This window comes from Citrobacter sp. Cb041 (assembly GCF_030336655.1).
GTDB classification, from domain to species: domain Bacteria; phylum Pseudomonadota; class Gammaproteobacteria; order Enterobacterales; family Enterobacteriaceae; genus Citrobacter; species Citrobacter braakii.
In genome coordinates this window covers 256,874-282,204 of the sequence record NZ_JAOWDD010000042.1, presented here as the reverse complement: position 1 = coordinate 282,204, position 25,331 = coordinate 256,874, and the positions used below count along the sequence as shown (strand labels likewise).

General features: G+C 49.9%; 26 protein-coding genes and 1 pseudogene. 24 read left to right on the top strand and 3 right to left on the bottom strand.

The features are described 5' to 3' along the window. Nucleotides 1-68 precede the first annotated feature (68 nt). From OGV52_RS20145 to OGV52_RS20105, 10 genes and pseudogenes are all read left to right on the top strand, one after another. Nucleotides 69-1,259 (top strand): MFS transporter, encoded by a 1,191-nt coding sequence (locus tag OGV52_RS20145; protein ID WP_141875238.1) that lies wholly within the window; start codon nt 69-71, stop codon nt 1,257-1,259. Continuing rightward, nucleotides 1,256-3,118, top strand: a complete 1,863-nt coding sequence (locus OGV52_RS20140; protein ID WP_287109051.1) for an FAD/NAD(P)-binding protein — start codon at nt 1,256-1,258, stop codon at nt 3,116-3,118. The genes OGV52_RS20145 and OGV52_RS20140 overlap by 4 nt, the downstream gene beginning before the upstream one ends. Further along, on the top strand, nt 3,108-4,448 hold the full coding sequence (locus OGV52_RS20135; RefSeq protein ID WP_287109050.1) for a hypothetical protein: 1,341 nt from the start codon (nt 3,108-3,110) through the stop codon (nt 4,446-4,448). Before OGV52_RS20140 ends, OGV52_RS20135 begins: the two co-directional genes overlap by 11 nt. 14 nt (nt 4,449-4,462) lie before the next feature. Continuing rightward, on the top strand, nt 4,463-4,666 hold the full coding sequence (locus OGV52_RS20130; RefSeq protein WP_016152960.1) for a tautomerase family protein: 204 nt from the start codon (nt 4,463-4,465) through the stop codon (nt 4,664-4,666). A 146-nt stretch (nt 4,667-4,812) separates the two neighbouring features. Then, nucleotides 4,813-5,442: a 2OG-Fe dioxygenase family protein gene (locus OGV52_RS20125; RefSeq protein WP_016156404.1), complete on the top strand. Its 630-nt coding sequence runs from the start codon at nt 4,813-4,815 to the stop codon at nt 5,440-5,442. Between the two features lie 8 nt (nt 5,443-5,450). Continuing rightward, on the top strand, nt 5,451-6,683 hold the full coding sequence (locus OGV52_RS20120) for an ATP-grasp domain-containing protein (protein WP_016156403.1): 1,233 nt from the start codon (nt 5,451-5,453) through the stop codon (nt 6,681-6,683). A gap of 35 nt (nt 6,684-6,718) precedes the next feature. Beyond that, complete coding sequence (locus OGV52_RS20115; RefSeq protein ID WP_287109048.1) at nt 6,719-7,774, top strand: AbrB family transcriptional regulator; 1,056 nt, start codon at nt 6,719-6,721, stop codon at nt 7,772-7,774. 425 nt (nt 7,775-8,199) lie between these two features. Then, nucleotides 8,200-8,604 (top strand): annotated as a pseudogene (locus OGV52_RS20110) (tyrosine-type recombinase/integrase); the annotation flags it as partial. Continuing rightward, nucleotides 8,594-8,746, top strand: a complete 153-nt coding sequence (locus tag OGV52_RS23595) for a putative zinc ribbon protein (RefSeq protein ID WP_438939350.1) — start codon at nt 8,594-8,596, stop codon at nt 8,744-8,746. The pseudogene OGV52_RS20110 and the gene OGV52_RS23595, both read left to right, overlap by 11 nt. Nucleotides 8,747-8,822: 76 nt before the next feature. Continuing rightward, nucleotides 8,823-8,951: a hypothetical protein gene (locus OGV52_RS20105; RefSeq protein WP_265183136.1), complete on the top strand. Its 129-nt coding sequence runs from the start codon at nt 8,823-8,825 to the stop codon at nt 8,949-8,951. A gap of 408 nt (nt 8,952-9,359) precedes the next feature. On the opposite strand, the gene OGV52_RS20100 is transcribed toward OGV52_RS20105, so the two are convergent. From OGV52_RS20100 to lsrR, 3 genes are all read right to left on the bottom strand, one after another. Next, on the bottom strand, nt 9,360-9,710 hold the full coding sequence (locus tag OGV52_RS20100; RefSeq protein WP_047498015.1) for a cupin domain-containing protein: 351 nt from the start codon (nt 9,708-9,710) through the stop codon (nt 9,360-9,362). Between the two features lie 12 nt (nt 9,711-9,722). Then, on the bottom strand, nt 9,723-11,315 hold the full coding sequence (lsrK, locus tag OGV52_RS20095) for an autoinducer-2 kinase (RefSeq protein ID WP_259689291.1): 1,593 nt from the start codon (nt 11,313-11,315) through the stop codon (nt 9,723-9,725). A 108-nt stretch (nt 11,316-11,423) separates the two neighbouring features. Continuing rightward, nucleotides 11,424-12,380 (bottom strand): transcriptional regulator LsrR, encoded by a 957-nt coding sequence (lsrR, locus tag OGV52_RS20090; RefSeq protein ID WP_047499102.1) that lies wholly within the window; start codon nt 12,378-12,380, stop codon nt 11,424-11,426. A gap of 255 nt (nt 12,381-12,635) precedes the next feature. Here lsrR and lsrA point away from each other — a divergent pair, with 255 nt between their 5' ends. The 14 genes from lsrA (at nt 12,636) to OGV52_RS20020 (ending at nt 25,177) form a co-directional block, all read left to right on the top strand. Continuing rightward, on the top strand, nt 12,636-14,183 hold the full coding sequence (gene lsrA, locus OGV52_RS20085) for an autoinducer 2 ABC transporter ATP-binding protein LsrA (protein ID WP_153690302.1): 1,548 nt from the start codon (nt 12,636-12,638) through the stop codon (nt 14,181-14,183). Then, nucleotides 14,177-15,226 carry an autoinducer 2 ABC transporter permease LsrC gene (lsrC, locus tag OGV52_RS20080; protein ID WP_047498007.1) on the top strand — a complete coding sequence of 350 codons (1,050 nt, stop codon included), beginning with the start codon at nt 14,177-14,179 and terminating at the stop codon, nt 15,224-15,226. The genes lsrA and lsrC overlap by 7 nt, the downstream gene beginning before the upstream one ends. Beyond that, a complete protein-coding gene (gene lsrD, locus OGV52_RS20075) occupies nt 15,226-16,224 on the top strand; it encodes an autoinducer 2 ABC transporter permease LsrD (RefSeq protein ID WP_047498004.1) in 999 nt (332 codons plus the stop codon). The genes lsrC and lsrD overlap by 1 nt, the downstream gene beginning before the upstream one ends. Before the next feature lie 26 nt (nt 16,225-16,250). Beyond that, nucleotides 16,251-17,273, top strand: a complete 1,023-nt coding sequence (lsrB, locus tag OGV52_RS20070; protein ID WP_103768551.1) for an autoinducer 2 ABC transporter substrate-binding protein LsrB — start codon at nt 16,251-16,253, stop codon at nt 17,271-17,273. Between the two features lie 28 nt (nt 17,274-17,301). Continuing rightward, on the top strand, nt 17,302-18,177 hold the full coding sequence (lsrF, locus tag OGV52_RS20065) for a 3-hydroxy-5-phosphonooxypentane-2,4-dione thiolase (protein ID WP_047497997.1): 876 nt from the start codon (nt 17,302-17,304) through the stop codon (nt 18,175-18,177). 50 nt (nt 18,178-18,227) lie between these two features. Further along, nucleotides 18,228-18,518 (top strand): (4S)-4-hydroxy-5-phosphonooxypentane-2,3-dione isomerase, encoded by a 291-nt coding sequence (lsrG, locus tag OGV52_RS20060; RefSeq protein WP_200080005.1) that lies wholly within the window; start codon nt 18,228-18,230, stop codon nt 18,516-18,518. A 10-nt stretch (nt 18,519-18,528) separates the two neighbouring features. Next, on the top strand, nt 18,529-19,272 hold the full coding sequence (locus tag OGV52_RS20055) for a beta/alpha barrel domain-containing protein (RefSeq protein ID WP_047497992.1): 744 nt from the start codon (nt 18,529-18,531) through the stop codon (nt 19,270-19,272). Between the two features lie 359 nt (nt 19,273-19,631). After that, a complete protein-coding gene (locus OGV52_RS20050) occupies nt 19,632-20,753 on the top strand; it encodes a M42 family metallopeptidase (protein WP_049282219.1) in 1,122 nt (373 codons plus the stop codon). Beyond that, nucleotides 20,750-21,028, top strand: coding sequence for a PTS sugar transporter subunit IIB SgcB (gene sgcB, locus OGV52_RS20045; protein ID WP_047497989.1), 279 nt, complete (start codon nt 20,750-20,752; stop codon nt 21,026-21,028). The genes OGV52_RS20050 and sgcB overlap by 4 nt, the downstream gene beginning before the upstream one ends. 11 nt (nt 21,029-21,039) lie before the next feature. Beyond that, entirely contained in the window at nt 21,040-22,353 is a 1,314-nt protein-coding gene (sgcC, locus tag OGV52_RS20040) for a PTS sugar transporter subunit IIC SgcC (protein WP_141875242.1), read from the top strand. A 12-nt stretch (nt 22,354-22,365) separates the two neighbouring features. Beyond that, nucleotides 22,366-23,172 carry a BtpA family protein SgcQ gene (gene sgcQ / locus OGV52_RS20035; RefSeq protein WP_287109041.1) on the top strand — a complete coding sequence of 269 codons (807 nt, stop codon included), beginning with the start codon at nt 22,366-22,368 and terminating at the stop codon, nt 23,170-23,172. Between the two features lie 130 nt (nt 23,173-23,302). Next, the gene (gene sgcA, locus OGV52_RS20030; protein ID WP_047497980.1) at nt 23,303-23,734 is read left to right on the top strand and encodes an SgcA family PTS sugar transporter subunit IIA; all 432 of its coding nucleotides are present in this window, start codon (nt 23,303-23,305) and stop codon (nt 23,732-23,734) included. 11 nt (nt 23,735-23,745) lie between these two features. Then, entirely contained in the window at nt 23,746-24,378 is a 633-nt protein-coding gene (locus tag OGV52_RS20025; RefSeq protein WP_287109040.1) for a ribulose-phosphate 3 epimerase family protein, read from the top strand. Between the two features lie 16 nt (nt 24,379-24,394). Further along, a complete protein-coding gene (locus tag OGV52_RS20020) occupies nt 24,395-25,177 on the top strand; it encodes a DeoR/GlpR family DNA-binding transcription regulator (protein WP_047497975.1) in 783 nt (260 codons plus the stop codon). Nucleotides 25,178-25,331 lie beyond the last annotated feature (154 nt).

Sequence of the window (25,331 nt, the reverse complement as noted above, 5' to 3'; positions counted from 1 at the left end):
TAACTTTTTATTATCATTTCTTTATGTAACATAACAATCAAATCTGATTGACATATTGAGCCTGAAAAATGGATCTTGATCACAATGTTATTGGCCATCGCCAGTTGAGCACGGCTGTCTTCGGTATGATTGTTTTAACGCTGGGGATGGGAATTGGTCGGTTTTTATATACTCCGATGCTGCCGGTCATGTTGCATGAAGGCATTTTTAATTTTTCGCAATTATCGTTAATCGCAAGCGCGAATTACGCCGGATACCTGGTTGGCAGCCTCCTGTTCTCGTTTGGTATTTTTGGTGGCCTGAAGAATATCAAAACGATGTTAATTTGTGCTGCATTAGTCACCGGCCTGCTTATTTTTGCGATGGCAGTAGTTACGCACCCTGATATAGTAATTGTTATTCGATTTATCGCCGGTGTTGCCAGCGCAGGCATGATGATATTCGGGTCGATGCTTATGCTACAGCATACCCATAATCCGTTTGTCATTGCTTCTTTGTTTGCCGGCGTCGGGGTGGGTATTTTTATAGGCAATGAATATGTTATAGCCGGTATCGCATATGCATTAAATGCAAAGCTACTATGGATCGGCGCGTCAATCATTTCAGCTGTACTCTTCATCGCGCTGATTATCTTGCTGCCTGCAAATAAACACGTTCTACCTCCTCAGAAAAAAGCTTCGTCATCCGAGCCGAACATCCAGTGGTGGAATTTAGCATTGTTATATGGACTGGCAGGCTTCGGTTATATCATTGTAGCTACTTATCTCCCTTTAATGGCCCGGGGAGTGGGTAATGAATTTCTGGCCAACCATATCTGGTCTATTGTTGGCCTTGCCGTTATCCCAGGATGCTATGGTTGGTTATGGGCTGCACGCAAGTGGAGCATATTGTCCTGCCTGAGTGTTAACTTAATTGTGCAGGCGAGCTGCGTTGTGATGGCCTCGTTTATCCATTCCCCGCTTTTATTGACCTTGAGTTGTATTGGCTTTGGTGCAACTTTCATGGGAACCAGTTCTCTCGTTATGCCACTCGCGAAAAAGATTTCTGCACCACAGAAAATTAATCTTCTGGGTCTGGTGACGTTAACATATGGCATTGGGCAAATTGCCGGGCCATTAATCGTGAGTGCGTTTCAGAACAATAAAAACGGGATGACTATTTCAATATTATCTGGCGCTTGTGCGTTATTTATCGCAGCAGGGATTAGCTATGTTCAACACAGCAAAGTTAAATACTCTCAAAGTTGGAGCAAAGAATGAGAAAGACAACCGTTGCTATTATAGGAATGGGGCCTCGGGGGCTTAGTATTCTGGAAAGGATTTGTGCTCAGCATGCACAACGTAAACAGAATGAACATATTAATATTGTTATCGTTGATAAAAATGCGATGGGTGTAGGTGCGCACAGTTTATCGCAGCCCGACCATTTATTGGTTAACACCGTTGCTTGCCAGATAACATTATTTGGTGATGCGACGGTAAAAAATGCCGGATCTTTCCGTTCAGGGCCATGTTTTCATCAGTGGGCTAATGAGCAGGACTATAAAAATGTTGATGACCGTTATTTAAAAGACGTGGCTGGCAAACCAATTGACGCCAACGATTATTTACCTCGTCGATTATTAGGTGAATACTTAAATTGGTTTTATCACGAAATTATCAAAAGTTTGCCTGACAATATCTCGGTTACACAGATAAATCAGCAGGCCAACAACATTCTGATTCAGGACGATGCGAAGTCTATTATTGTCTTGGAAGACAGTCAGCGTGTGGTGGCCGATTACGTCTATTTAACCACTGGTCACAGCGACAACGCCAAAACGTTTGACGATCATCTTGTTGAACGATTTATTGCCAATAATTATAAGAAAAATGAACGCCTGGACTACTATTCGACTCCTTATCCAATAAATAATTTGAATAAAATAACAGCGGAATCAAATGTGATTGTTCAGGGTATTGGTCTGACTGCCTATGATGTCATTTCGCAACTCACTATCGGCAGGGGTGGAAAATTTAGCCGGGAAGAGGGTGAGCTTCGCTATCATCCTTCCGGAAAAGAACCGGGTATTTTTATCTATTCACGTAAGGCTCTACCTTTTAGCAGTCGCGGCGCGAATCAAAAAGGCGTTTCTGGGCAGTACTCCCCACGCTTCTTAACGGCAATGGCTATCAGAGAATTGCGGGTGAAAAATGTGTTTGAGAAAGGATCTTCAAAAATCGATTTTCTTGAACAAGTTTTCCCCTTACTGCATAAAGAAATGTGTTATGCCTATCGTTCAACCCTAAATGGGCAGTGGTTAGATGCTGGCTCTTATGAACCGAGCGCTGAAGACATCGCGGTAATTGACAGTGTGCTTTATCCACATCAATCGCAGGAATATCTGAGTTTAAAGGATTATACTCAATGGTTTATGTATTTCCTGCGTAAAGATCTCCAGGAGTCTGAGGAGGGCAATGTCCATGGCCCGATCAAAGCGGCGACAGACATTATTCGTGATGTCAGGGATATTTTACGAGAAGCGATTGATAATTCAGGGCTTGAATCGCGGTCACATCAGTATTTCCTTGAGCATTTTAATCCTATTTTTAACCGCATTGCCGTTGGCCCGCCGAAGTTAAGAAATGAACAACTATTAGCATTAATGGAAGCGAATGTGGTGAGTCTGGCCGGTGGTAAAGATTCAAGGTTAGTATTGAACGACTGCGAAGGAAAATTCGAAGTTCACTCACCTTTTAAAGAAGAGAGTACTGAGATTCAGGCTGATGTTTTAATCAAGGCGAAAATTGCCAGTTTTTCGCCACTACATGACGCTTCACCGTTAATCAGAAATATGACAGCCAATGGTATTGTTCGTCCATTTATGAATGAGGGGTATCACCCGGGTGGGCTGGATATCGATCAATGCCAGCATCCTATTAATCGCATGGGGGAAGCGCAGACGGCTTTTTGGGTGCTGGGCAATCCTGCGGAAGGCGCGAATTTTTACACCTACGTCCTGCCACGTCCGCTGGTTAATTCAAGATTCCTGGTTGATGCAGGCCGTTGTGTCGCAGATATGTATCATCAAATGATGGTGCGGCAGGCACAGCCAGAGGTAGCGATAAATGCAGACTGAGCAAATCCAGGCCCGTGGCAAGGCGTGGCAATCATTGCAACCTGCGTTAGCGATAACATCATTGCTGGTATTTCTGTTCGCTTGTGCGTTGACGGATAAACATGCGGCGATGTCGGCTATTGCGGGAGTTACCGCCGTGCTCTACTTCGCATCGACATTTGCTTTCTGGTCAAAAAAATCATCCGCCAGAAGTGGTGTGATTATTTTTCTCTGCTCGATGATGTTTCTTCTTGCTACAAACAACCTGAAAGGCATTGTGCTCCCTGCAATTTTTTCGCGATATTTTGATGTGATTTTACTGCTTGTTGGTATTGCCTTATTACGACAAGTCATGGCCTCTCTTAATTTTACAGCTGTTCTGGGAGGATATTTTTCGCGTAGAAAAACATCGAACATGACTTTTGGGGTTACGTTATTGACGGCGTTCTTAACATGGCCAATGAGTCTGGGGGCAATATCATTGCTGCTCGATGGCCTCAAGTCAGTTATTGGGCCAAGATTCAACCTGGCAAAGATTATTACGCGCACCGTATGCATTACGATGGTACTGATGCCAACCACCATCGGCGCTGCTGCCGTTTGGGCGGCAATGCCTGACGTACCGCATCTTAAGGCGCTGCTGGTGGGTATCCCTCTCTTTTTATTCAGTATCTTGTTCAACCAAAGCGCAAAAGTGACGGTAATCGCTGAAAACGAGACGGTGACACCCAGCCGTGATGGGATGCGGTATATCCTGCTATGTGTAGGTCTGTTCTGGGGACTATTCATTTTTTCATTAACGGTACTGAATCTAAATTCACTGCAAAGTATTGCCTTTACAGCAGTCGTGCTCTTTGTTGTCGATCATCTGGTTAAAAAGGATAAACCCTGGGCTGAGCAATTAACTGAATCTGCACAGAATATATCCGGTGAGGTATTGTTGCTTTTAAGCTGTAGTGTGTTGACCTCAGTTTGTTGGCTGCTTTTTTCCCATGTACCTGAGGGTATCACTGCTTATGTTGGCGGGCTGACAACGTTGCAGATCTACGCGATTATTTTGTTCATCGTACCGCTTTTTGGTTTATTAGGTATCCATCCACTGATTATCTTTAGTATCGCATGGTCGATATTTTCTGATTATCTTACGGGGGGGATGGTTGATTATCAGATATGGATTTGCTTATTTATTGCAACTCAGCTTATTTCTCCCGTATCGATCAATGCTATTTTCGCCGCAAACAGTCTGAATGTATCACCCAGTAACACCAGTTTTAAAATGCACTACGGTTATGTTCTATCGTTTAATCTCTTTGCACTTGTTTATCTTGGTGCAATGTCAAAAATTATCTAATAAAAGGAGTTCATATGCCCTACGTAAATATTAAAATTACTAATGAAGGTGCTACCGATCAGCAAAAGAAAAAATTAATGGAGGGAGTGACACAACTATTGGTTGATGTCCTGAATAAAAACCCCAGCACAACCATCGTGGTCATTGATGAAGTGGAGACTGATAACTGGGGAATTGGTGGCGTGCCAGTGACGGAGTTACGTAAAAAAAGCAAGTAGAGTTATTTAAAAAGTAAGGAGCCTGCCTCCTTACTTTTGCCCATAGATTATCAGTATAAAAGAGTCTGCAATATTATTTATTGTTGGATATGCATTTCATATCTTATAAGTAGACTGCTCAAACTACCGTATTAAGGACGTTATCTATGCACGCCTATCATCATATTCGACTGGGGAAGACTTCAGCGAAAGTCAAAAATAGTTTTGATGAATTACTACCCGATCCATGGCTTAAGGCTGAAGATGGTATTTTTCGGTTCAGAAGTTACATGCAGGCCAGGGCCGGACGTGAAAAGTATTTTGATCTGTGCGCAGTGGGTGAGTTTTTTCAAGCGGAAAAACTGAACAATTACGCTGGCGGCATTGCAAGAAAATACCCAGAAATAAAACAAGACGTTGCTGAAGAAGTGATGAATCTGGTGTTTCGTAAGCTTTTGCCATTGCTTCCAGACACGACTTACAATATTGGCATTCATCAAATAAGAATAACGACAGATGACCGAAGGCCTGGATATCCCGCTCCAGAGGGTATTCATAAAGATGGTTTTAAGTACATTGCAATCTATTGCAGCGAAATTGAGAATGTGACTGGTGGAGAAACCACGCTTATTCCTAATCATGATGGGGGCAATGATGCCTCTACGTTCAAACTGCATGCGGGCGATGCAGTAATATTCAATGATGTGAATTATCAGCATTATACCGCGGCAGTGGTTCCTTTGTTGCCAGGAAAAGGTTATCGGGATGTATTTGTCATTACATTTGATATTGAATGAGAAAAACAATGAATATCTTGCTGTGTCCACCAAAAATTATTTTTCAGCACTCACGTGAAGAGTGGCAGTCATTGCAATCAGTGGCCCCGGTTCTGATTGCAACGTGCGCAAGCCAGATCGATAATATTCTTGATCATATGGGGGCAGGTTTTTCTTTCCTTTTTTATGAAAACTTTAATGATAATCCCTTCGTGGAAATGGATATTTACCACTACGCCCAGGACAATAAAGCAACGGGTATCTTTTACCTCGCCGAAATCGATGTTCTGAGGGCCGCGCGAATCAGCGATCGTCTGGGTTTGACACACGACCGTGAAAAAAAGGCCATGTTCTTCCGTGATAAATTTATGATGAAATCGCTTGTTCAGTCTCATCAGTTACCGGTTCCTGCTATGGCACGCGTCGACAGTGCGACTGCGATGGCGCGATTCATTGCCGAACAGGGATATCCCTGCGTCATCAAACCTAATGATGGGCGTGGATCACAGGGCGTGGTGGTTCTTAAAAATGAAGGCCAGCTTTATAAATATCTGGCGCAGGTTAAGCCGCCAGAGTATCACAATCTGCTCATTGAAAAATTTATCGAAGGCGAAGCTTATCAAATTAATGCGTTGTATTTAAAAGGAAAGGCGATATTTGTTTCTGCATCTCGTGCAACCGTCTCCTGCCTGGATTTTCTATCCGGGAAAACATTAGGTCTGGTTATGGAAGATGACACGCCGCTGCATCGTAAACTGATTGCCTACACCAAATATCTTGCTGAAGAGGTTTTTCCAACGGAAGAAAACGCATTGCTTCACCTTGAAGTTTTTGTTGATAAAGATAACAACATTATTTTTGGCGAGCTTGCTTGCCGATTAGGTGGCTGCTTTGTCAATGAAGAATTAGGGGCCGCTTTTGGTCTTGATCCTCGAATGACCTGGCTTAAAGCCAGTTTATGCGAAATCTATCCGCAGGATTTATCGCAAAGACAACCCGTTTTACGGGTTGGCCAATTAAATGTGCCGCCTGCACAGGGCACGCTCCTCTCTATTGCGGAAAAATGTCCATTGCCTTTTGTGGTTAAATATCGGGCAACAGGTGTCGTCGGCCGCCAATATGACGCGATGAAATTAACAAATGGCGAGATCGTGAGTGCTATTGTTCAAGCGGAGTCCAGCCGGGAAATACACGAACGTCTTGATGCATTGACCCAATGGGTTGCTGAAAATACCCTTTGGGTTAACGAAACCGTTCACTGAGTATTTAACACTCCCGGTAGCCAGGAGAAAGGTGTATGAAATTATTGTTAGGTTTTGCTCTTTGTATCCTGGCTGGGTTGGGTTTTACCTATTGCAACGTTCCGTTAGGTATGATGTTTGGCCCCCTTATTACCGTGCTGGTGTTAAAACGTACCGGTCTTTCTGTGCCAGTACTGCCGGGCAGCCTGACGGTGATTCAACTCTCTCTTGGTACGTCAATTGGTCTTTTATTTCGCGATTTTTCTTTTGGGGCGCAAGGAAATATCGCATTTTTACTGGTGTTGTTATTAGTATGCTTATCCCTGCAATTCACCGCATGCTACTTGTGGTGTATTCACCGATTACGCTGGAGTAAGGAAGAGGCGTTATTGGGCGCCGTTCTGGGGGCAATGGCAGCGGTATTAGCGCTAGCGTCCCATGTTAAAACGCCGCCGCAAAAAATTATCATTTCGCACTCGCTACGGCTCATCACATTGACCTTATTTGCCGGATATATTACCGGCGGTGCGCAAACCCATATGGCCATGCCGCCTGTATTGTTTGCAACGACTAATGTGCTCTGGCTATTGGGTATTGTCTTTGCGGGCTATGTGTTGGGCAAATGCCTTGAACGCTTCCACTTTCCTGCGCCCTTTATGATCACGTCGTTGATTTGTGCAGCACTCCTGCACCCTTTGTCATCTCAGACTGTGTTTTTTCCCGATATTTTCAATCAGTTCAGTATGATCCTGATGGGCATATTACTGGGGCATCATTTTATTGCGTTTACGTTGACTGCATTTTTGCGTCATCTTTGGTCTTCAATACAGCTCATTGCTATTGGACTGGGTGTGACGGTCATGATGGCATTTACAGCGGCGCATCTTCTGGATTATCCATTTTATGTATTGATGCTCTCCTGGGTTCCCGGGAGCGTGGAATCAATGTCCTTTGCGGCACTGGCGCTTAACGCGAATGCGAGTTTTGTGATGGCAAGCCATATTATACGCATGTTGCTCATCCAAACGATCCCTGCAATAGTTATCTACCGCAAAAGAGAGGTTATAGAAGGTAATAGCGCTAAAACCAGTAAGCCGACGAGGCCGCTGTAGGGGGTTATGACCTCCGTTATGAGCATAACGTTCGTTGCGAATTTTATACAGCTCATCATGAACAGCCCGTAGGTGGACAGGGAGATCATTCCGCTGGAGAACGCAAGTGCCATTGCTTTTGGCAAACTAACTGGCGGGGTTTATCAAGATAAATTAAAGTCTCCATTTGGCTTAGAAGCGGAAATACTTACTGAAGGTCGAGAGTACAACTGAATTTCAAAACCGGCTCAAAGCGCGGTATTGCCTACGGCACATGAAAATTATTCCTTGATGCATAACTTCTGCAAAATCTGCCAATTCTGTCCATTTATCCCGCCATAACCTTGCAAATTAGATTACCTTGTAAGTTTGGAAGGTCCAATGTCCGCTGTTCGCTCATAAGGGACAACCATACTCAAATCTCCCACATTGCAGGAGATTTGAGTATGAACACGTCACCGTGGAACAAGGGCCGTATCATCGGCCAAAAAAGGCCGCTTCAGATATCTCATATCTGGGGGATACGAATCCGGCTTGAACTGGAAGGTAAAACGCGTGATTTAGCTCTGTTCAATATTGCCCTGGACAGTAAGCTACGAGGCTGTGATCTGGTCAGACTCAAAGTATCTGATGTTGCATATGGTAGTTCTGTTTCAAGCAGAGCAACGGTGTTTCAACAGAAAACCGGTTGTCCTGTGCAATTTGAGATAACCAAAGGGACAAGAGAAGCTGTTGCTGTATTGATAAAGCTTGGCAATTTGCATAGTAAAGACTTCTTGTTTCGGTCTCGGGTCGGAACTAATCAGCACATATCAACCCGGCAATACAACCGAATTTTTCATGAGTGGGTACGTCCCGGATGTACTGCCTATATTACACAGGGCGGACTGGCATTGTTGTGGATGCGACAACGAGTATCACGGTGAACGGTACTGCCGAAGTTGCCAGACCGGTGACCACAGTACAGAAATTATCAGCAGTGAGGGTGAATGATAATGAACGGTTTTTATACCTACAAGATACGGGACACCGCTCCAGCGCGTCAGCTTCACAGGACAGGAGTGCGGCAATGATACAGTTCAGCCCGGTTGAACATGCCATTACCGGAGATGGTGAGTGGGTGACCGTACAGGATGTTCCGCACCACTACCACGGACGGCTGCTGTGTGATTTCTGCCATACAGAAGTGTTTATCTAGAAAGATGCTTTAGGGAACGAGATATTTGTTCATGCCCGTCGTCGCCGGAGTGAGCAGATAAAAAACCAGAACTGCGGGTATGCCTTACGCTCATCCAGACAATCCCCGACAGCTATAATACGTCGCGGTCGCAATAATGCTCCGTCAGGCTACGCGGGTTTCAGGGGGCCACTGAACACCCAAACCGGAAACTGGCGCTGTACCCGGTGTGAACGCTCCTACTACGGCGGCAAGAAATGCCCCCATTGTTGCGATTGGGTATATACAATAGCGCAGTAGCAATATGCCAGAGGCCCGGCGAGTTGGTAGGGTCTGACCACGTCTACATATAGGAAATGGAGCAAGGCGAGTAACATCGCCCGCTCCAGCTTTCATCTAATGGATTCGTTTTCTTAAAAATACCGGTGACTAATACGTCGTCGGCTCAACCGGATGACTGTCTCCCGGAATATGCGGAGATTTAACAAAGACGCCTTTCCACGGCACCTCGCCTCTGTTCACCAGAAAATGTGCTTCACCGGGATCGCAGTGCAAAACATCCCCCGAGCCTAACGTGTAGGGCTCACCGTTCAGATATAACGTCACTTCGCCTGCCAGGGTATAAAAAATCTCGCAGGCTTCGATATGACGATGGTTGGGAAAAGACTGACCGGGCTGAAGCATGACGACGCCCATGTCACATTCCGGACCGCGAATGAGGTATTTCGGGCCACTATCACCAAAACGGTATTCATGATGCGCTTCATTCGATTTAATCATTACGATCTCCTGTTATAAACCCGGCGCTTTCCACAAAGAGGTCGTCAACCCGTGATCGACCAGACCTAACTGCTCCTGATATACCGCCTGCCATTTCTCACGTGATTCCCGATAAAGCTCATGCTTTTCTTTATCCGGCACATGCTCCCGTTCCCAGCGCACCAGTCGTTCACCGGTCTCGGCCATGGATGACCAGATCCCTGCCCCGACGCCGGCCGCGATGGCGCAGCCCAGCGCCGTTGCCTCTTTGACGACCGGCACGTTGACCGTCAGCCCTGAAACATCCGCCAGAATCTGACTCCAGAGTTTTCCCTTCGAGCCGCCACCAGCAAAAACAAGTGAAGTAGGATGGATCCCGGTAAAATCGGCGATTTGATGCAAATTACAGGTCGACACAATGGCCGCATTCTCTTCCAGAGCACGAAACAGCGTGGCTTTATTGCATTTTTCCGGATCGATGGACAGGTTGATGAACGAAGGAGCTGCGTGATACCAGCTCTTGAAGCGCATCCGATCGGAGAAAATCGGCATTATGCCCCATGCGCCAGCCGGTACTCGGGATGCCATATCTTCCAGAAGTGTGTAGGTGTCTACGCCCAGACGCTCAGCGATCAGCTTTTCTTCTGCACAGAAAGCGTCGCGGAACCAGCGCATCGTCAGACCGGTAAAAAAGCTGATGGATTCGGTCTGTACCATCCCCGGAATGACGTGCGGATTCACACGCACGTTCATTTCAGGATCAACAATCGGCGCGGGTAAATTCACCACCTGCTGCCAGAATGTTCCTCCAAGTACAGCAGTTTGCGCCGGGCGTACAACTCCAAGACCGAGACACCCCAACTGAACATCTCCACCACCCACTACCACCGGCGTGCCTACTTTCAACCCGCACATTGCAGCTGCCTGGGCGGTCACCCTCCCCAGCATCGTCCCGGTCTCTTTAACCGGTGAGAGAATATCCGATCGCAATCCAGCCATCTGCAGCAATGACGGCTTCCAGTCTCGTGTTTTGAGGTCCAACAGTCCCGTTGTTCCGGCATTGGAAGGATCCACCGCCAGCTCACCGCTGAGCATGTAGGCCATCCAGTCACTGATCATCGTCACCGTCGAGGCACGACGATAAATATCCGCACGATGGTGCGCAAGCCAGAGCAGACGTGGGATGGCACTCAGCGCCAGCGTCTGACCAGTGCTACGATAGACCTCACTTTCGAAGGTGTAGTCGTGGATCTCCTTAAGTTCGCTGACTTCCCGTGCCGCTCTGGCATCCACGTTTGCACAAGCCCAGACAGGCGTCCCCTCTGCGTCATAGACTACAATGCCTTCGCGCATCGAACAGGCTGAGACGGCTATAATCGCTTCCGGTGCAATCCCGGCGATATGCAATGCCTGACGGATGCATTCACAGGCCAGTTGCCAGTTTTTTCCCAGATCAAACTCCATCGAACCGGGAACATCCGGTACGGCAAGGTGCCGCCATTCCGCTTGTCCCACCGCGATTTGTTTGCCTTCCAGGTCGAAAATCACGGCGCGAACGCTTCCGGTACCGGCGTCCAGAGCCATCAGGTAATGTGTTGATTCAGAGGGGGTACAGAGTCGGGCCATCGTTTTTGTCCTCGGCTTATTTTATTTGTCAGGTCGTCAATGCTTTCTCCACGGTACAAACGGAAATTCTGTTACTCCTCTGCCACGCGGCTGCACGGCAGATACGCATTACTGCCCGCTGACAATGGCGGCGGCGGTTTCCTGGTCAGTGACCAATGCGTTGATATAACCCCCTTTCATCGCCGCAGCGATCGCTTCCGCTTTATTCACGCCCCCGGCAACGCCGATAACAGTCGGGATCGTCTTCAGGGTATTGAGGGTTAACCCGATAAGTTCATCGTGGATTTTCATATCCGGAATCACCTGCCCTTCGGCATCGAAGAAGTAGCCCAGAATGTCACCCACGGCTCCTTTGCGGCCAATCATCAGCTGCTCACCCTTAGTGATATAGCCTGATCGAATAATGGTGGCCTCATCTTTCTGGTTGATTGCGCCAATACCGACGATTGCCGCATCGGCAGCCTGGGCGGCCAGCAGAACATCCTGGACGCTGTTTTCATTTTTTAACGTCCGAGCAATCTCTGCTGAGGAGGCGCGCAGCGGAGCCGGAATAATACTAACCGGACAGGCTGCGTTGAGTTGCCCAATCCCGGTCATGTATGGCCCCACGCCCCCCGAGAGCGTTACCAGCCGAATTTGTTGAGCAGAGATAAATCCACTCAGCCGTTTTAAGGTATTCATGGTCGCTTCGCCGAAGCCCGCCGCCAAAATCTGCTGCGGCTGGAGTGACTCCATCAGCATATGCGCGGCGCCAATCCCCAGGCGAACGCAGGCATCCGCTCCGGGAAGTCCTGGGATGACCCGTACATTGTTCAGGTCAAAACGACGACGTAATTCAGTTTCATATTCCAGACAGCCTTCAAAGCGAGAATTAATCTGTACGCGAATAATCCCGGACTGATGCCCCTTCTCCAGCAGCCGCGACACCTTAAGCCGCGTCAGCCCCAGCCTGTTGCTGATGTCGCTCTGTGTCATACCATCGTGGTAATAGAACCACGCAATACGCGCCACCAGCTCTTCTTCACACATCCCTTGTTCGGAAATCATCGGGTCATTAATAGTCATCATTCTGTCTTCACTTTGAACATATCGAATTTCTGAACACAATTGTTCATTCATTGGTTGCTAATAACTGTGATTAAACACACATTTCAATGGCTTTTATTTGAACAAATTTAATTTTACAGATCATTTTAGCATAAAACGTGATCTATTCGTCGGTTTTGTGAGCAGTTAGGTCATAAGGTTATGAACAATTCGAATCGCACAATACATTTGTTCAACCTGATTCTACCCAGGCCGAACGGAGGTGGCACGTAAATGAGTCACGAAAAAATCGCTCCGCTACTCAGCACACAGTCTGTCTGTAAGCAGTACTCCGGCGTCAAGGTACTGAAAGGTATTAACTTTATTTTGCAAAAAGGCGAAGTCCATGCGCTCCTGGGAGGAAATGGCGCTGGGAAATCTACGCTGATGAAAATCATCGCCGGTATTACCCCGCCGGATAGCGGAAGCATTGAGATTGAAGGTTCCCGATGTACGAAACTGACGCCGATCCTGGCGCATCAGTTGGGAATCTACCTTGTGCCACAGGAGCCGCTACTCTTCCCCAGCCTGACGGTAAAAGAGAATGTCCTGTTTGGCCTGCCCAAACACCAAAGCTCGGCGCAAAAAATGAGCGCGATGCTCGCCGCGCTGGGCTGCCAGTTTGATATCAACAGCCAGGCCGGTTCACTGGATGTCGCCGACCGGCAAATGGTCGAAATCCTGCGCGGGCTGATGCGCGATTCGCGAATTTTGATCCTTGATGAACCCACAGCCTCACTCACTCCTGCAGAAACAGATCGGTTGTTCAGTCGTCTGCGTGAGTTGCTGAGTTCCGGCGTGGGGATCGTTTTCATCTCCCACAAGCTGCCTGAGATACGCCAGATTGCGGATTACATTAGCGTGATGCGGGACGGAACCATTGCGCTCTCCGGTAAAACGGCGGACCTGAGCACAGACGAAATTATCCAGGCCATTACGCCAGCATCACGCACTAACACGCTGAGCGCGACCCAGAAACTGTGGCTGGAATTGCCTGGCAACTGTCCGCAGCACGATACAGGCACACCGGTATTGAGCCTCGAAAATGTAACCGGAGAAGGATTCATGAACGTCAGTTTCGAGGTTCGTGCCGGGGAAATTTTAGGTCTGGCTGGCCTGGTCGGCGCCGGGCGCACCGAACTTGCAGAAACGCTTTACGGGCTACGACCTCTGAGGGCCGGACGCGTCGTACTCGGCGACAAGGATATATCCACGCTTTCCACACGCGAGCGTCTGCAGCATGGTCTGGTATATCTACCGGAGGATCGGCAATCATCAGGACTGAATCTGGATGCCTCGCTGGCGTGGAATGTTTGTGCATTAACCCATAACCACAGCGGTTTCTGGGCAAATCCGGCAAAAGACAGCGCCACGCTCGAACGTTATCGCCGCGCGCTCAATATCAAGCTGAACGATCCCGAACAACCTGCCCGTACGCTCTCCGGTGGTAATCAGCAAAAAATTTTGATCGCCAAATGCCTCGAAGCCTCGCCGCAAGTGCTGATTGTGGATGAGCCGACGCGCGGAGTGGACGTCTCTGCCCGTAACGACATCTACCAGTTGCTCCGCAGTATTGCGGCTCAGAATGTCGCGGTGCTGTTCATCTCGTCCGATCTGGAGGAGATCGAACAGATGGCCGATCGCGTTTACGTCATGCACCAAGGGGAAACAGGCAACGATGCCCTGCAGGGCGACGAGATTAACGTCGACACCATCATGCACGTTGCGTTTGGCGACCGCCCGTCAGGGACGACGCCATATACCGGGGAGGCGCCATGCTGAAATTTATCCAGAATAATCGTGAGGCAACCGCACTGTTGGCAGTGCTGTTGCTGTTCGTTCTGCCGGGAATGCTTGACAGCCAGTACCTCAGTGTTCAGACGCTGACGATGATCTTCAGCAGCGCCCAAATTCTCATGCTGCTGGCTATGGGGGCGACGCTGGTGATGCTGACCCGCAACATCGACGTATCGGTAGGCTCGATAACTGGGATGTGCGCCGTGCTACTGGGACTGCTGCTGAACGCGGGATATCCCTTGCCTGTGGCCTGCGTAGCGACGCTGCTACTGGGACTGCTGGCGGGGGTTATTAATGGCGTACTGGTCGCCTGGCTGAAAATCCCGGCAATTGTTGCCACGTTAGGAACGCTGGGTCTGTATCGCGGCGTCATGCTGCTCTGGACGGGCGGTAAATGGATTGAAGGACTGCCTGCACAGCTGAAGCAACTCTCCGCCCCGGTTTTCCTCGGGATCTCCGCCATCGGCTGGCTGACCCTACTCCTGATGCTGCTGATGGCCTGGCTACTGGCAAAAACCGCCTTTGGTCGCTGTTTTTATGCCACCGGGGATAATTTGCAGGGCGCACGGCAACTAGGTGTGCGTACCGAAGCCATCCGTATTCTGGCCTTCTCGCTCAACGGCTGCATGGCGGCGCTGGCTGGGATCGTCTTTGCTTCTCAGATTGGCTTCATCCCTAATCAGACCGGAACCGGGCTGGAAATGAAAGCCATTGCTGCCTGCGTACTGGGTGGAATCAGCCTGCTGGGCGGTTCCGGGACGATCATTGGCGCCGTGCTTGGTGCCTATTTCCTGACGCAAATCGACAGCGTACTGGTCCTGCTGCGCATTCCGGCGTGGTGGAATGACTTTATTGCCGGTCTGGTTCTGCTGGCGGTGCTGGTATTTGATGGCCGACTGCGCTGCGCGCTGGAACGTAATATCCGCCGACAAAAATATGCCCGCTTCACTCCGCAGCCTCAGCCGTGTCCGTCGGCAAAAAGCGCAGCGGATACTGTGCGCACTGCCAAAAAACGTGAGGTTGCCTGATGACTCGTTTACATCGTTACGGCTGGGAGCTGGCGCTCGCCGCTCTACTGGTGATTGAAATTCTGGGATTCGGCGCGCTGAACCCGCGCCTGCTGGATCTGAACGTACTGCTGTTCAGCACCAGCGACTTTATCTGCATTGGCATTGTCGCTCTCCCCTTAACCATGGTGATCGTCAGCGGCGGGATCGATATCTCCTTCGGTTCCACGATGGGGCTGTGCGCTATCGCGCTGGGTGTGATGTTCCAGGGGGGCGTACCATTGCCGCTGGCCATTATCCTGACGCTCGCGCTGGGCGCGCTGTGCGGACTGATCAACGCCGGGCTGATTATCTACACGGGCGTGAATCCTCTGGTCATCACCCTGGGAACGTTGTACCTGTTTGGCGGCAGCGCATTGCTGCTTTCGGGGATGGCAGGAGCGACCGGTTATGAAGGTATTGGCGGCTTCCCGCAGGGCTTTACCGATTTTGCCAATCTCGATGTGCTGGGCCTGCCCGTACCACTGATCTTCTTTCTCGTCAGCGTGCTCTTTTTCTGGCTGCTGATGCACCGAACCCACGCCGGACGAAATGTCTTCCTGATTGGGCAAAGCCCTCGCGTGGCGCTGTATAGCGCTATCCCTGTGAATCGGACGCTGTACGCGCTGTACGCGATGACCGGCTTTGCCTCGGCGGTCGCGGCGATACTGCTGGTTTCTTACTTTGGCTCTGCGCGCTCCGATCTGGGGGCTTCCTTCCTGATGCCAGCCATTACGGCGGTCGTCCTGGGTGGCGCCAACATCTATGGCGGCTCCGGGTCAATTCTCGGCACAGCCATCGCCGCGCTGCTAGTGGGCTATCTGCAGCAGGGGTTGCAGATGGCTGGCGTGCCTAACCAGATATCCAGTGCCCTCTCTGGCGCATTACTTATTGTCGTTGTCGTAGGTCGTTCCGTCAGCCTGCATCGTCAGCAAATTAAAGACTGGATGGCACGTCGTCGCGCCATTCGGCAGGCCTGAAATCCATTGCCCTAAAGGAAAAGTACATGACTATTCAGAGCATTAAAAAAATTGCCGTAATCAGTACCCTTAGCCTGGCGGCGTTCACCCTCAACGCTTATGCCGCAGAGCGAATCGCATTTATCCCGAAACTGGTTGGGGTGGGATTCTTTACCAGTGGTGGTAACGGTGCCCTGGAGGCCGGCAAAGAGCTTGGCGTCGATGTTACCTATGACGGTCCGACGGAGCCCAGCGTGTCTGGTCAGGTTCAGCTCATCAATAACTTTGTTAACCAGGGGTATAACGCCATTGTGGTTTCCGCCGTTTCACCTGATGGGTTATGTCCGGCGTTAAAGCGCGCCATGCAACGCGGTGTGAAAGTCCTGACCTGGGATTCTGACACCAAACCGGAATGTCGCTCGTACTACATCAACCAGGGCACACCAGCCCAATTAGGCGGCATGCTGGTTGATATGGCCGCAAACCAGGTCAAAAAAGAGAAAGCCAAAGTGGCCTTCTTCTACTCCAGTCCGACCGTGACCGATCAGAACCAATGGGTGAAAGAGGCCAAAGACAAGATCACCAAAGATCATCCGGGCTGGGAAGTTGTCACCACCCAGTTTGGCTATAACGACGCCACCAAATCACTGCAAACCGCAGAAGGCATTATTAAAGCTTATGCCGATCTCGACGCCATCATTGCGCCGGACGCCAACGCCTTTCCTGCTGCCGCTCAGGCCGCTGAAAACCTGAAGAATACCAGCGTGGCGATTGTCGGTTTCAGTACACCAAACGTGATGCGTCCTTATGTTGAACGCGGCACGGTGAAAGAATTTGGCCTCTGGGATGTGGTCCAGCAGGGCAAGATTTCCGTTTACGTGGCTGATGCGTTGCTGAAAAAAGGCGACATGAATATTGGTGACAAACTGGACATTCCAGGTGTAGGGCAAGTTGAAGTTTCGCCGAACAGCGTACAGGGCTACAGCTACGAGGCGAAGGGAAATGGCATTGTGCTTCTGCCTGAACGCGTGGTGTTCACTAAAGAGAACATCGACAAATACGATTTCTGAATTTCATTCCGTAACCGTGGAGTAAAAAATGGCTGATTTAGATGACATCAAAGATGGTAAGGATTTCCATACCGACACGCCGCAACGCAATACCCCGTTCACACTAAAGGGATGCGGCGCACTTGACTGGGGGATGCAGTCCCGACTGTCGCGCATTTTTAATCCTGAGACCGGAAGAACGGTCATGCTCGCGTTTGACCATGGCTATTTTCAGGGGCCAACAACAGGACTGGAGCGTATCGATATCAATATCGCTCCCCTGTTCTCGCTCGCTGATGTACTGATGTGCACACGCGGCATCCTGCGCAGTGTGGTACCACCCGCCACCAACAAACCGGTAGTCCTGCGCGCCTCGGGCGCTAACTCTATTCTCACCGAGTTAAGCAATGAAGCGGTCGCGCTCTCCATGGATGATGCCGTTCGTCTCAACAGTTGCGCCGTGGCGGCACAGGTGTATATCGGCAGTGAGAACGAGCACCAGTCGATCAAAAATATCATTCAGTTGATCGATGCCGGTATCAAAGTCGGCATGCCAACAATGGCGGTGACCGGCGTGGGAAAAGACATGGTTCGCGATCAGCGCTACTTCTCACTCGCCACCCGTATCGCCGCCGAGATGGGGGCGCAGATCATCAAGACCTACTATGTCGATAAAGGTTTTGAGCGCATTGCCGCGGGTTGTCCGGTCCCGATTGTTATCGCGGGTGGTAAAAAATTACCTGAACGTGAAGCGCTTGAGATGTGCTGGCAGGCCATCGATCAGGGCGCATCCGGTGTCGATATGGGGCGCAACATCTTCCAGTCCGATCATCCTGTCGCCATGATGAAGGCCGTCCACGCGGTGGTGCATCGTAATGAAACCGCTGAACGCGCGTACGAACTCTATCTGAGCGAAAAAAACTAAAAAGGGTATGGGCCTGCCCTGGTGGGCCCATGCGTTTTAAGGAGAAAAGTATGCATGTCACTCTGGTGGAAATTAACGTCCACGAAGATAAAGTCGACGAGTTTATCGAGGTATTTCGCCTCAATCATTTTGGGTCGGTGCGTGAAGAGGGGAATCTCCGCTTCGATGTGTTGCAGGATCCGGAAGTTGAGAGCCGCTTTTATATTTATGAAGCCTATAAGGATGAAGCCGCCGTTGCGTTCCATAAAACTACGCCCCACTACCTTACCTGTGTGGAAAAACTGGAATCACTGATGAGCTGCCCACGAAAAAAACGCGTCTTCAATGGATTGATGCCATAAGGATCTAAAAATGAACCGTCCCTTTTCCGGTTTGAATCGCACAGAGTGCGTATCGTTAATGAAGCACTACCCGTTAAGCATCGGCATTCTTGCCGGTCAGTGGCTCAGACTCGGGGAGTATCAGCAAAATCTTCGCGCGCTTGAACAACCCGTTATTCACCTGGATCTGATGGACGGACATTTTTGCCCTCAGTTCACCGTTGGCCCCTGGGCTATCGCACAGTTGCCACAGCAGATGATTAAGGATGTCCACCTAATGGTGGATAATCCCTGGCCCGTTGTGCAGGCAAGCGTAAAGGCAGGAGCACACTGTGTCACGTTGCAGGTGGAAAACACGCCGCATCTACACCATATGCTTCATTGGCTTGGTGAGCAAAATGCTGAAGTTTCCGGTGGCACTATGCCGCTTTTGCGAGGGATTAGCCTGTGCCCTGCCACACCACTGGAATATATTCTACCGGTCATTGAAGACGTTGAAATAATACAAATTCTGGCGGTAAATCCTGGCTACGGTAGCAAACTCAGCAAGTCAGCTTTACTGAGACGCATCGCGCAGGTTGTCGCATTACTCAATGCAGCCGGCAAGCGAGACGCCATTCTGCTGGCAGTTGATGGTTCGCTAAACCTGGAAGAACTTCCAGAGATCATCGCCAGCGGTGTGGATCGTGTAGTATCCGGCAGCGCACTCTTCAGGAACGATGCTCTGGCGGATAACATCTCTCGCTGGCTCACTACAATTCATTCAGCGCAATAAGTACTGCTATGTTTTCTTTTATCACCAGGATACTAACGATTTACCACATGCCATTAAGTTCTACGCTCCCTTGGTAGAAAACCTGGATATAGACAGGCATAAAGAGGGAGCATCCTACAACAAAGTGGTGCGATAACAGTTACCGCGTTTTATTCATCCCCATTATTTCAACCATAAATACTGGTCTCTCCAGCCCGTAACTTTCACAAACGTTGAGCGTTTTTATTCCACCCGGCTCACATTATTTTTTATTTGTGCAGATTTGCGCGCTTTCACGTGAGCGCTCTCACAATTATTCGACCAGTGAGCGCCTATAAAACGCTCAACGAGTGATTGTTTTACGTTCTACGGAGATAGCTATGTCATTTTCTGTGCAGGAAACCCTGTTCTCGCTTTTGCAGCATAATGCGATTTCAGGACACGAAAACGCAGTCGCTGACGTCATGCTGCGCGAATTCAGGCGTCATGCAAAAGAGGTCTGGCAAGACAGGCTTGGGAATATCGTCGCACGCTACGGTAGTGATAAACCCGATGCGCTGCGACTGATGATTTTTGCGCATATGGATGAGGTCGGTTTTATGGTGCGCAAAATAGAGCCGTCTGGATTTTTACGCTTTGAACGCGTAGGCGGTCCTGCGCAAGTCACTATGGCTGGTTCCGTCGTCACCCTCGCCGGGGACAAAGGCCCGGTGATGGGATGTATCGGTATTAAGTCATACCACTTTGCCAAAGGCGACGAGCGTACGCAGTCACCTTCCGTAGACAAACTGTGGATTGATATTGGTGCCAAAGACAAAGATGACGCCATACGGATGGGCATTCAGGTCGGTACGCCTGTCACTCTGTATAACCCGCCCCAACTCCTGGCAAACGATCTGGTGTGCAGTAAAGCACTAGACGATCGTCTGGGCTGTACTGCCCTGCTCGGTGTAGCGGATGCTATCAGTGCTGCAGAACTTGATATCGCCGTTTATCTGGTGGCTTCCGTACAGGAAGAATTTAATATCCGCGGCATTGTTCCCGTATTACGCCGTGTAAAACCTGACCTGGCGATTGGTATTGATATCACGCCATCGTGTGACACCCCTGATTTACACGATTATTCCGAGGTCAGGATTAATCAGGGCGTTGGGATCACCTGCCTGAACTACCATGGCCGGGGAACGCTGGCAGGATTAATCACGCCTCCACGCCTGATACGGATGTTGGAACAGACGGCTCTTGAACACAACATTCCGGTGCAGCGAGAAGTGGCTCCCGGCGTGATAACAGAAACCGGTTATATCCAGGTTGAGCAGGATGGTATTCCCTGCGCCAGTCTCTCTATTCCTTGTCGCTATACCCATTCTCCGGCGGAAGTTGCCAGTCTGCGTGATTTGGCTGACTGCATCCGCCTATTGACCGCTCTGGCAGGCATGCCAGCAGCACATTTCCCCGTTGAGCCTGATTCAGGCGCTACACAAGAGGCACATCCATTATGAAAAAGATCCTTGTGGCATGCGGTACCGGCATGTCGACTTCAACCATGATTGCACACAAGCTGCAAGAGTACCTGACTGAACAGGGTATTGCAGCCACCACCGCCCAGTGCTGTCTGAATGAGATCCCACTTAACTGTAACGGCATGGACCTTATTGTAACCTCCATGCGAACCAACAGTGACTACGGCATCCCTACGCTTAATGGTGCCGCCCTGCTCACAGGGATCAACGACGACGCATTAAAACAACAAATCAAGGCTCTGTTAACCCAATAAAAGGAGGCATTATGTTTGATTACATCCTGTCTCTCGGCGGTACCGTTTTCGTCCCTATCATCATGATCGTGATTGGCCTTATCTTCCGCATCCCCTGGCTGCAGGCGATTAAGGCAGGGGTAACGGTCGGGATCGGTTTTGTCGGTATGGGATTGGTGATCGTCATGGCGATCGACAGCCTCAGCCCTCCTATCAAAGTGATGATTGAACGCTTCGGCCTGACTCTTCATGTCTTTGACGTTGGCGCAGGCCCCGCCTCCGGCGTTGGTTATGCGACAGCCATTGGCGCCATGATTATCCCGGTTATTTTTCTTCTCAATGTCGCCATGCTGGTCACCCGTCTGACCAAAACGATGAACGTCGATATTTACAATTACTGGCACTACGCCATTACGGGTACGGTGGTCCAGCTTATGACCGGCAGCCTGATTTATGGTGTGTTGGGGGCAATCTGCCATGCGGCGCTATCGTTAAAAATGGCCGACTGGACGGCGAAACGGGTACAGAACATCGTCGGGCTGGAAGGTATTTCGATACCGCAAGGCTACGGTTCCAGTTCAGTACCGCTTTTCGTTCTACTTGATGCTATCTATGAAAAAATCCCTTTCATGAAGGGACGCAATATCGATGCTCAGGAGATCCAGAAACGCTATGGCATGGTCGGCGATCCGGTGATCATCGGCGTAGTGCTCGGTCTGATTTTTGGCCTCGCAGCTGGCGAAGGCTTTAAAGGTTGCGCCAGTCTGATGATAACCGTTGCGGCAATCATGGTGCTGTTCCCGCGCATGATCCGCCTGATTGTTGAGGGGTTAATGCCCATCTCCGACGGCGCAAGAAGGTTCTTCCAAAAGTATTTCAAAGGACGTGAAGTGTATATCGGTCTGGATACCGCTGTGACGCTGGGGCATCCAACCACCATTGCTGTCGGTCTGCTACTGATACCCATTATGTTGATTCTGGCCAGCATTTTACCGGGCAACAAAGTGTTACCCCTCGCAGACCTGCCGGTAGCGCCGTTCTTTATATGTATGGCTACGGTTATCCACCGCGGAGACCTGATCAGGACGTTGATAAGCGGGGTCATCGTGATGATTACCGTCCTTCTGATCGCTACCCAGTTCGCGCCTTACTTCACTGAAATGGCGCTAAAAGGCGGTTTCAGCTTTGCCAGTGAAAGTGCGCAAATCTCGGCGTTGTCCGTGGGCAATATGTTCGGTTGGTCGATTTCTGAACTGATGTCGCTTGGCATTATTGGCGTTGTCGTGGCGGTCGGTATTGTCGCCAGCGTCGTGCTGTTCTTACGTAAACGTGAACTATCGGAATAAGGAGTACTTTCAATGAGTTGGCTGAAAGAGGTTATTGGGACGGAAAAAGCGGTCATCGCCATGTGCCATCTACGTGCATTGCCCGGCGACCCGAGTTTTGATGCGCAACTGGGGATGAACTGGGTTATCGACAAAGCCTGGGACGATCTGATGGCGCTCCAAAATGGTGGAGTAGATGCAGTCATGTTCTCCAACGAGTTTAGCCTTCCCTATCTCACGAAGGTGCGTCCGGAAACGACTGCGGCAATGGCGCGAGTCATCGGGCAATTGATGAACGATATCCGCATCCCGTTTGGCGTGAATGTACTGTGGGATCCGGTCGCCTCATTCGACCTGGCGATGGCTACCGGCGCTAAGTTTATCCGCGAGATATTTACCGGAGCCTATGCCAGCGACTTTGGCGTCTGGGACACTAACGTCGGTGAGACCATCCGTCATCAACACCGGATTGGTGCAGGCGAAGTGAAAACCTTGTTCAATATCGTCCCTGAGGCCGCCGTGTATCTGGGCAATCGCGATATCTGTTCTATTGCTAAATCGACGGTATTTAACAACCATCCTGATGCGCTCTGTGTTTCTGGCCTGACCGCCGGGACGCGTACCGACAGTGCGCTATTAAAACGGGTTAAAGAAACGGTGCCTGACACCGTCGTGTTGGCCAACACGGGCGTCTGCCTGGAAAACGTGGAGGAACAACTCAGTATCGCCGATGGCTGTGTGACCGCAACCACCTTTAAAAAGGACGGCGTTTTTGCCAATTTCGTTGACCAGGCGCGAGTCAGTCAGTTTATGGAGAAAGTGCATCATATACGCCGATAAGATGGGGATAAGCAGAGCGCTTATCCCCGGCAGAGAGCAATAACCCTTCTGCGATCCCTGCCGCCTTCGTCAAAAGTATCGACGGGGATCGCTACCAGATTAACCAGAATCGGCATGGAGTCAACGACGGATGATTAACGATATTAAATGGGTACAGGCACAACGTGAAGCCACAGACTGGCGTCAGGCCGTGGAAATCGCCACCCGCCCGCTGGTAACCTATGGTGCCGCGCAACCCGCCTACGTTGATGGGATCATCGAAAATACCCTTAACTGGGGGCCTTATTATTTGATAGCCCCGGGTGTCGCGTTGCCTCACGCCCGACCAGAGCAAGGCGCAAACTATAATCAGGTCAGCATTACCACGTTACGCACCCCGGTCGCCTTTGGTAACGAGGAGTGCGACCCCGTCTGGCTACTTCTCTGCGTCAGCGCCACGGATGCCAACGCACATATTTTGACCATTCAGCGCATCAGCCAGTTTATTGATTCGCCACAACGGTTAGCGGCAGTGCGAAATGCCAGCACCGACGATGCACTTTTTGCGCTGGTATCAGGTTAACGGAGGCGCTCATGATCCTGCACCCTTCTCTCGCCAGCGCAAATCCTCTGCATTATGGTCGTGAGTTGACGGCATTAGACAACCTGGATTTTGGGTCCCTGCATCTGGATATTGAGGACAGCAGCTTCATTAACAACATTACGTTTGGGATGAAAACGGTGCAGGCTGTTGCCAGACAGACGCCTCATCCACTTTCCTTTCATTTCATGGTTGCCCGGCCACAGCTCTGGTTTAACGCGCTGGCTGAAATTAGACCCGCGTGGATCTTCGTTCATGCAGAAACGCTTGACTATCCCTCGGAAACATTAGCAGAGATCCACCATACCGGCGCACGAGCCGGGCTGGCATTTAATCCGGCAACCCCGATCGACGCCTGGCGATATCTGACGTCTGAGCTGGACGGGGTGATGGTGATGACCAGTGAGCCCGATGGGCAAGGACAGCGGTTTATTCCCTCCATGTGCGAGAAAATCCAAAAAGTACGCACGGTTTTTCCTCAGACCGAGTGCTGGGCCGACGGTGGAATTACGCTGGCGGAAGCACAGCAACTGGCTGCAGCTGGAGCGCAGCATATGGTGATTGGACGCACCCTGTTCTCTTCATCTGACTATCGCGCGACCTTAGCCCAATTCGCCACCCTGTAAGAGGAGATTGTTTCTGATGAGCCAACAGAGACCTGACCGTATCAAACAGATGCTGCACTACCTGTGGCAACATCGCCATCTCTCCACACAGCAGGCCATGGAGCTTTTTGGCTATGCGGAAGCGACTGTTCGTCGTGATTTCCAGTATATCGCCAACCAGTATCCAGGCATGATCCGCGGTCACGGTTGTCTCGACTTCGACGACAGTACAGACGACAAAGAGTACGTCTTCGACGTGAAACGCACATTGCAATCTGTGGCGAAGAGAGAAATAGCCGCCCTTGCCCGAACAATGATCAAAGATGGCGACTGCTTTTTTCTCGACTCCGGGTCAACCTGCCTCGAACTGGCGAAATGCCTGGCCGATGCGCGGGTAAAGGTCATCTGCAACGACATTAAAATCGCCAATGAGCTGGGCTGTTTTCCCCATGTGGAAAGTTACATCATCGGAGGACTGATTCGCCCGGGTTATTTTTCGGTAGGAGAGAGTCTGGCGCTGGAGATGATCAATGCGTTTTCCGTAGAACGCGCGTATATCTCCTGCGATGCGCTATCGTTGGAAACGGGGATCACCAATGCCACCATGTTTGAGGTCGGGGTGAAAACACGGATTATTCAACGCTCGCGTGAAGTTATTCTCATGGCCGATCACTCAAAATTTGATGCCGTTGAGCCTCATGCTGTAGCAACACTATCATGTATTAAAACGATCATTAGTGACAGCGGGTTATCAGAGACTATTGCACTGCGTTATCAGCGAGCCGGATGTCAGTTGTTTTTACCTCATTCAATAAAGTGATAAGCAAGTTCGTTCGAGAGGGATTTCAAGTAAAAACAATCAATGGTACCCGATAGAAAATATTGGCGATGCGCTCGAACGAATAAAGAAGCCCTATGCGCAATCCACGCGCTACGATGTTGCAACAACACTCCATCTACTTTTTATTCTCATT

Bases quoted from the DNA above. Each gene is read 5' to 3' on its own strand.
- OGV52_RS20125 (WP_016156404.1), top strand. From the start codon at position 4,813: ATGCACGCCTATCATCATATTCGACTGGGGAAGACTTCAGCGAAAGTC.
- OGV52_RS20120 (WP_016156403.1), top strand. From the start codon at position 5,451: ATGAATATCTTGCTGTGTCCACCAAAAATTATTTTTCAGCACTCACGT.
- lsrD (WP_047498004.1), top strand. From the start codon at position 15,226: ATGACTCGTTTACATCGTTACGGCTGGGAGCTGGCGCTCGCCGCTCTA.
- lsrF (WP_047497997.1), top strand. From the start codon at position 17,302: ATGGCTGATTTAGATGACATCAAAGATGGTAAGGATTTCCATACCGAC.
- lsrR (WP_047499102.1), bottom strand. From the start codon at position 12,380: ATGACTATTAATGACCCGATGATTTCCGAACAAGGGATGTGTGAAGAA.
- OGV52_RS20055 (WP_047497992.1), top strand. From the start codon at position 18,529: ATGAACCGTCCCTTTTCCGGTTTGAATCGCACAGAGTGCGTATCGTTA.
- lsrG (WP_200080005.1), top strand. From the start codon at position 18,228: ATGCATGTCACTCTGGTGGAAATTAACGTCCACGAAGATAAAGTCGAC.
- sgcA (WP_047497980.1), top strand. From the start codon at position 23,303: ATGATTAACGATATTAAATGGGTACAGGCACAACGTGAAGCCACAGAC.
- OGV52_RS20100 (WP_047498015.1), bottom strand. From the start codon at position 9,710: ATGATTAAATCGAATGAAGCGCATCATGAATACCGTTTTGGTGATAGT.
- OGV52_RS20115 (WP_287109048.1), top strand. From the start codon at position 6,719: ATGAAATTATTGTTAGGTTTTGCTCTTTGTATCCTGGCTGGGTTGGGT.
- OGV52_RS23595 (WP_438939350.1), top strand. From the start codon at position 8,594: ATGAGTGGGTACGTCCCGGATGTACTGCCTATATTACACAGGGCGGAC.
- sgcC (WP_141875242.1), top strand. From the start codon at position 21,040: ATGTTTGATTACATCCTGTCTCTCGGCGGTACCGTTTTCGTCCCTATC.
- sgcQ (WP_287109041.1), top strand. From the start codon at position 22,366: ATGAGTTGGCTGAAAGAGGTTATTGGGACGGAAAAAGCGGTCATCGCC.
- lsrA (WP_153690302.1), top strand. From the start codon at position 12,636: ATGAGTCACGAAAAAATCGCTCCGCTACTCAGCACACAGTCTGTCTGT.
- lsrC (WP_047498007.1), top strand. From the start codon at position 14,177: ATGCTGAAATTTATCCAGAATAATCGTGAGGCAACCGCACTGTTGGCA.
- OGV52_RS20020 (WP_047497975.1), top strand. From the start codon at position 24,395: ATGAGCCAACAGAGACCTGACCGTATCAAACAGATGCTGCACTACCTG.
- lsrK (WP_259689291.1), bottom strand. From the start codon at position 11,315: ATGGCCCGACTCTGTACCCCCTCTGAATCAACACATTACCTGATGGCT.
- lsrB (WP_103768551.1), top strand. From the start codon at position 16,251: ATGACTATTCAGAGCATTAAAAAAATTGCCGTAATCAGTACCCTTAGC.
- OGV52_RS20145 (WP_141875238.1), top strand. From the start codon at position 69: ATGGATCTTGATCACAATGTTATTGGCCATCGCCAGTTGAGCACGGCT.
- OGV52_RS20025 (WP_287109040.1), top strand. From the start codon at position 23,746: ATGATCCTGCACCCTTCTCTCGCCAGCGCAAATCCTCTGCATTATGGT.
- sgcB (WP_047497989.1), top strand. From the start codon at position 20,750: ATGAAAAAGATCCTTGTGGCATGCGGTACCGGCATGTCGACTTCAACC.
- OGV52_RS20140 (WP_287109051.1), top strand. From the start codon at position 1,256: ATGAGAAAGACAACCGTTGCTATTATAGGAATGGGGCCTCGGGGGCTT.
- OGV52_RS20130 (WP_016152960.1), top strand. From the start codon at position 4,463: ATGCCCTACGTAAATATTAAAATTACTAATGAAGGTGCTACCGATCAG.
- OGV52_RS20050 (WP_049282219.1), top strand. From the start codon at position 19,632: ATGTCATTTTCTGTGCAGGAAACCCTGTTCTCGCTTTTGCAGCATAAT.
- OGV52_RS20135 (WP_287109050.1), top strand. From the start codon at position 3,108: ATGCAGACTGAGCAAATCCAGGCCCGTGGCAAGGCGTGGCAATCATTG.
- OGV52_RS20105 (WP_265183136.1), top strand. From the start codon at position 8,823: ATGATACAGTTCAGCCCGGTTGAACATGCCATTACCGGAGATGGTGAG.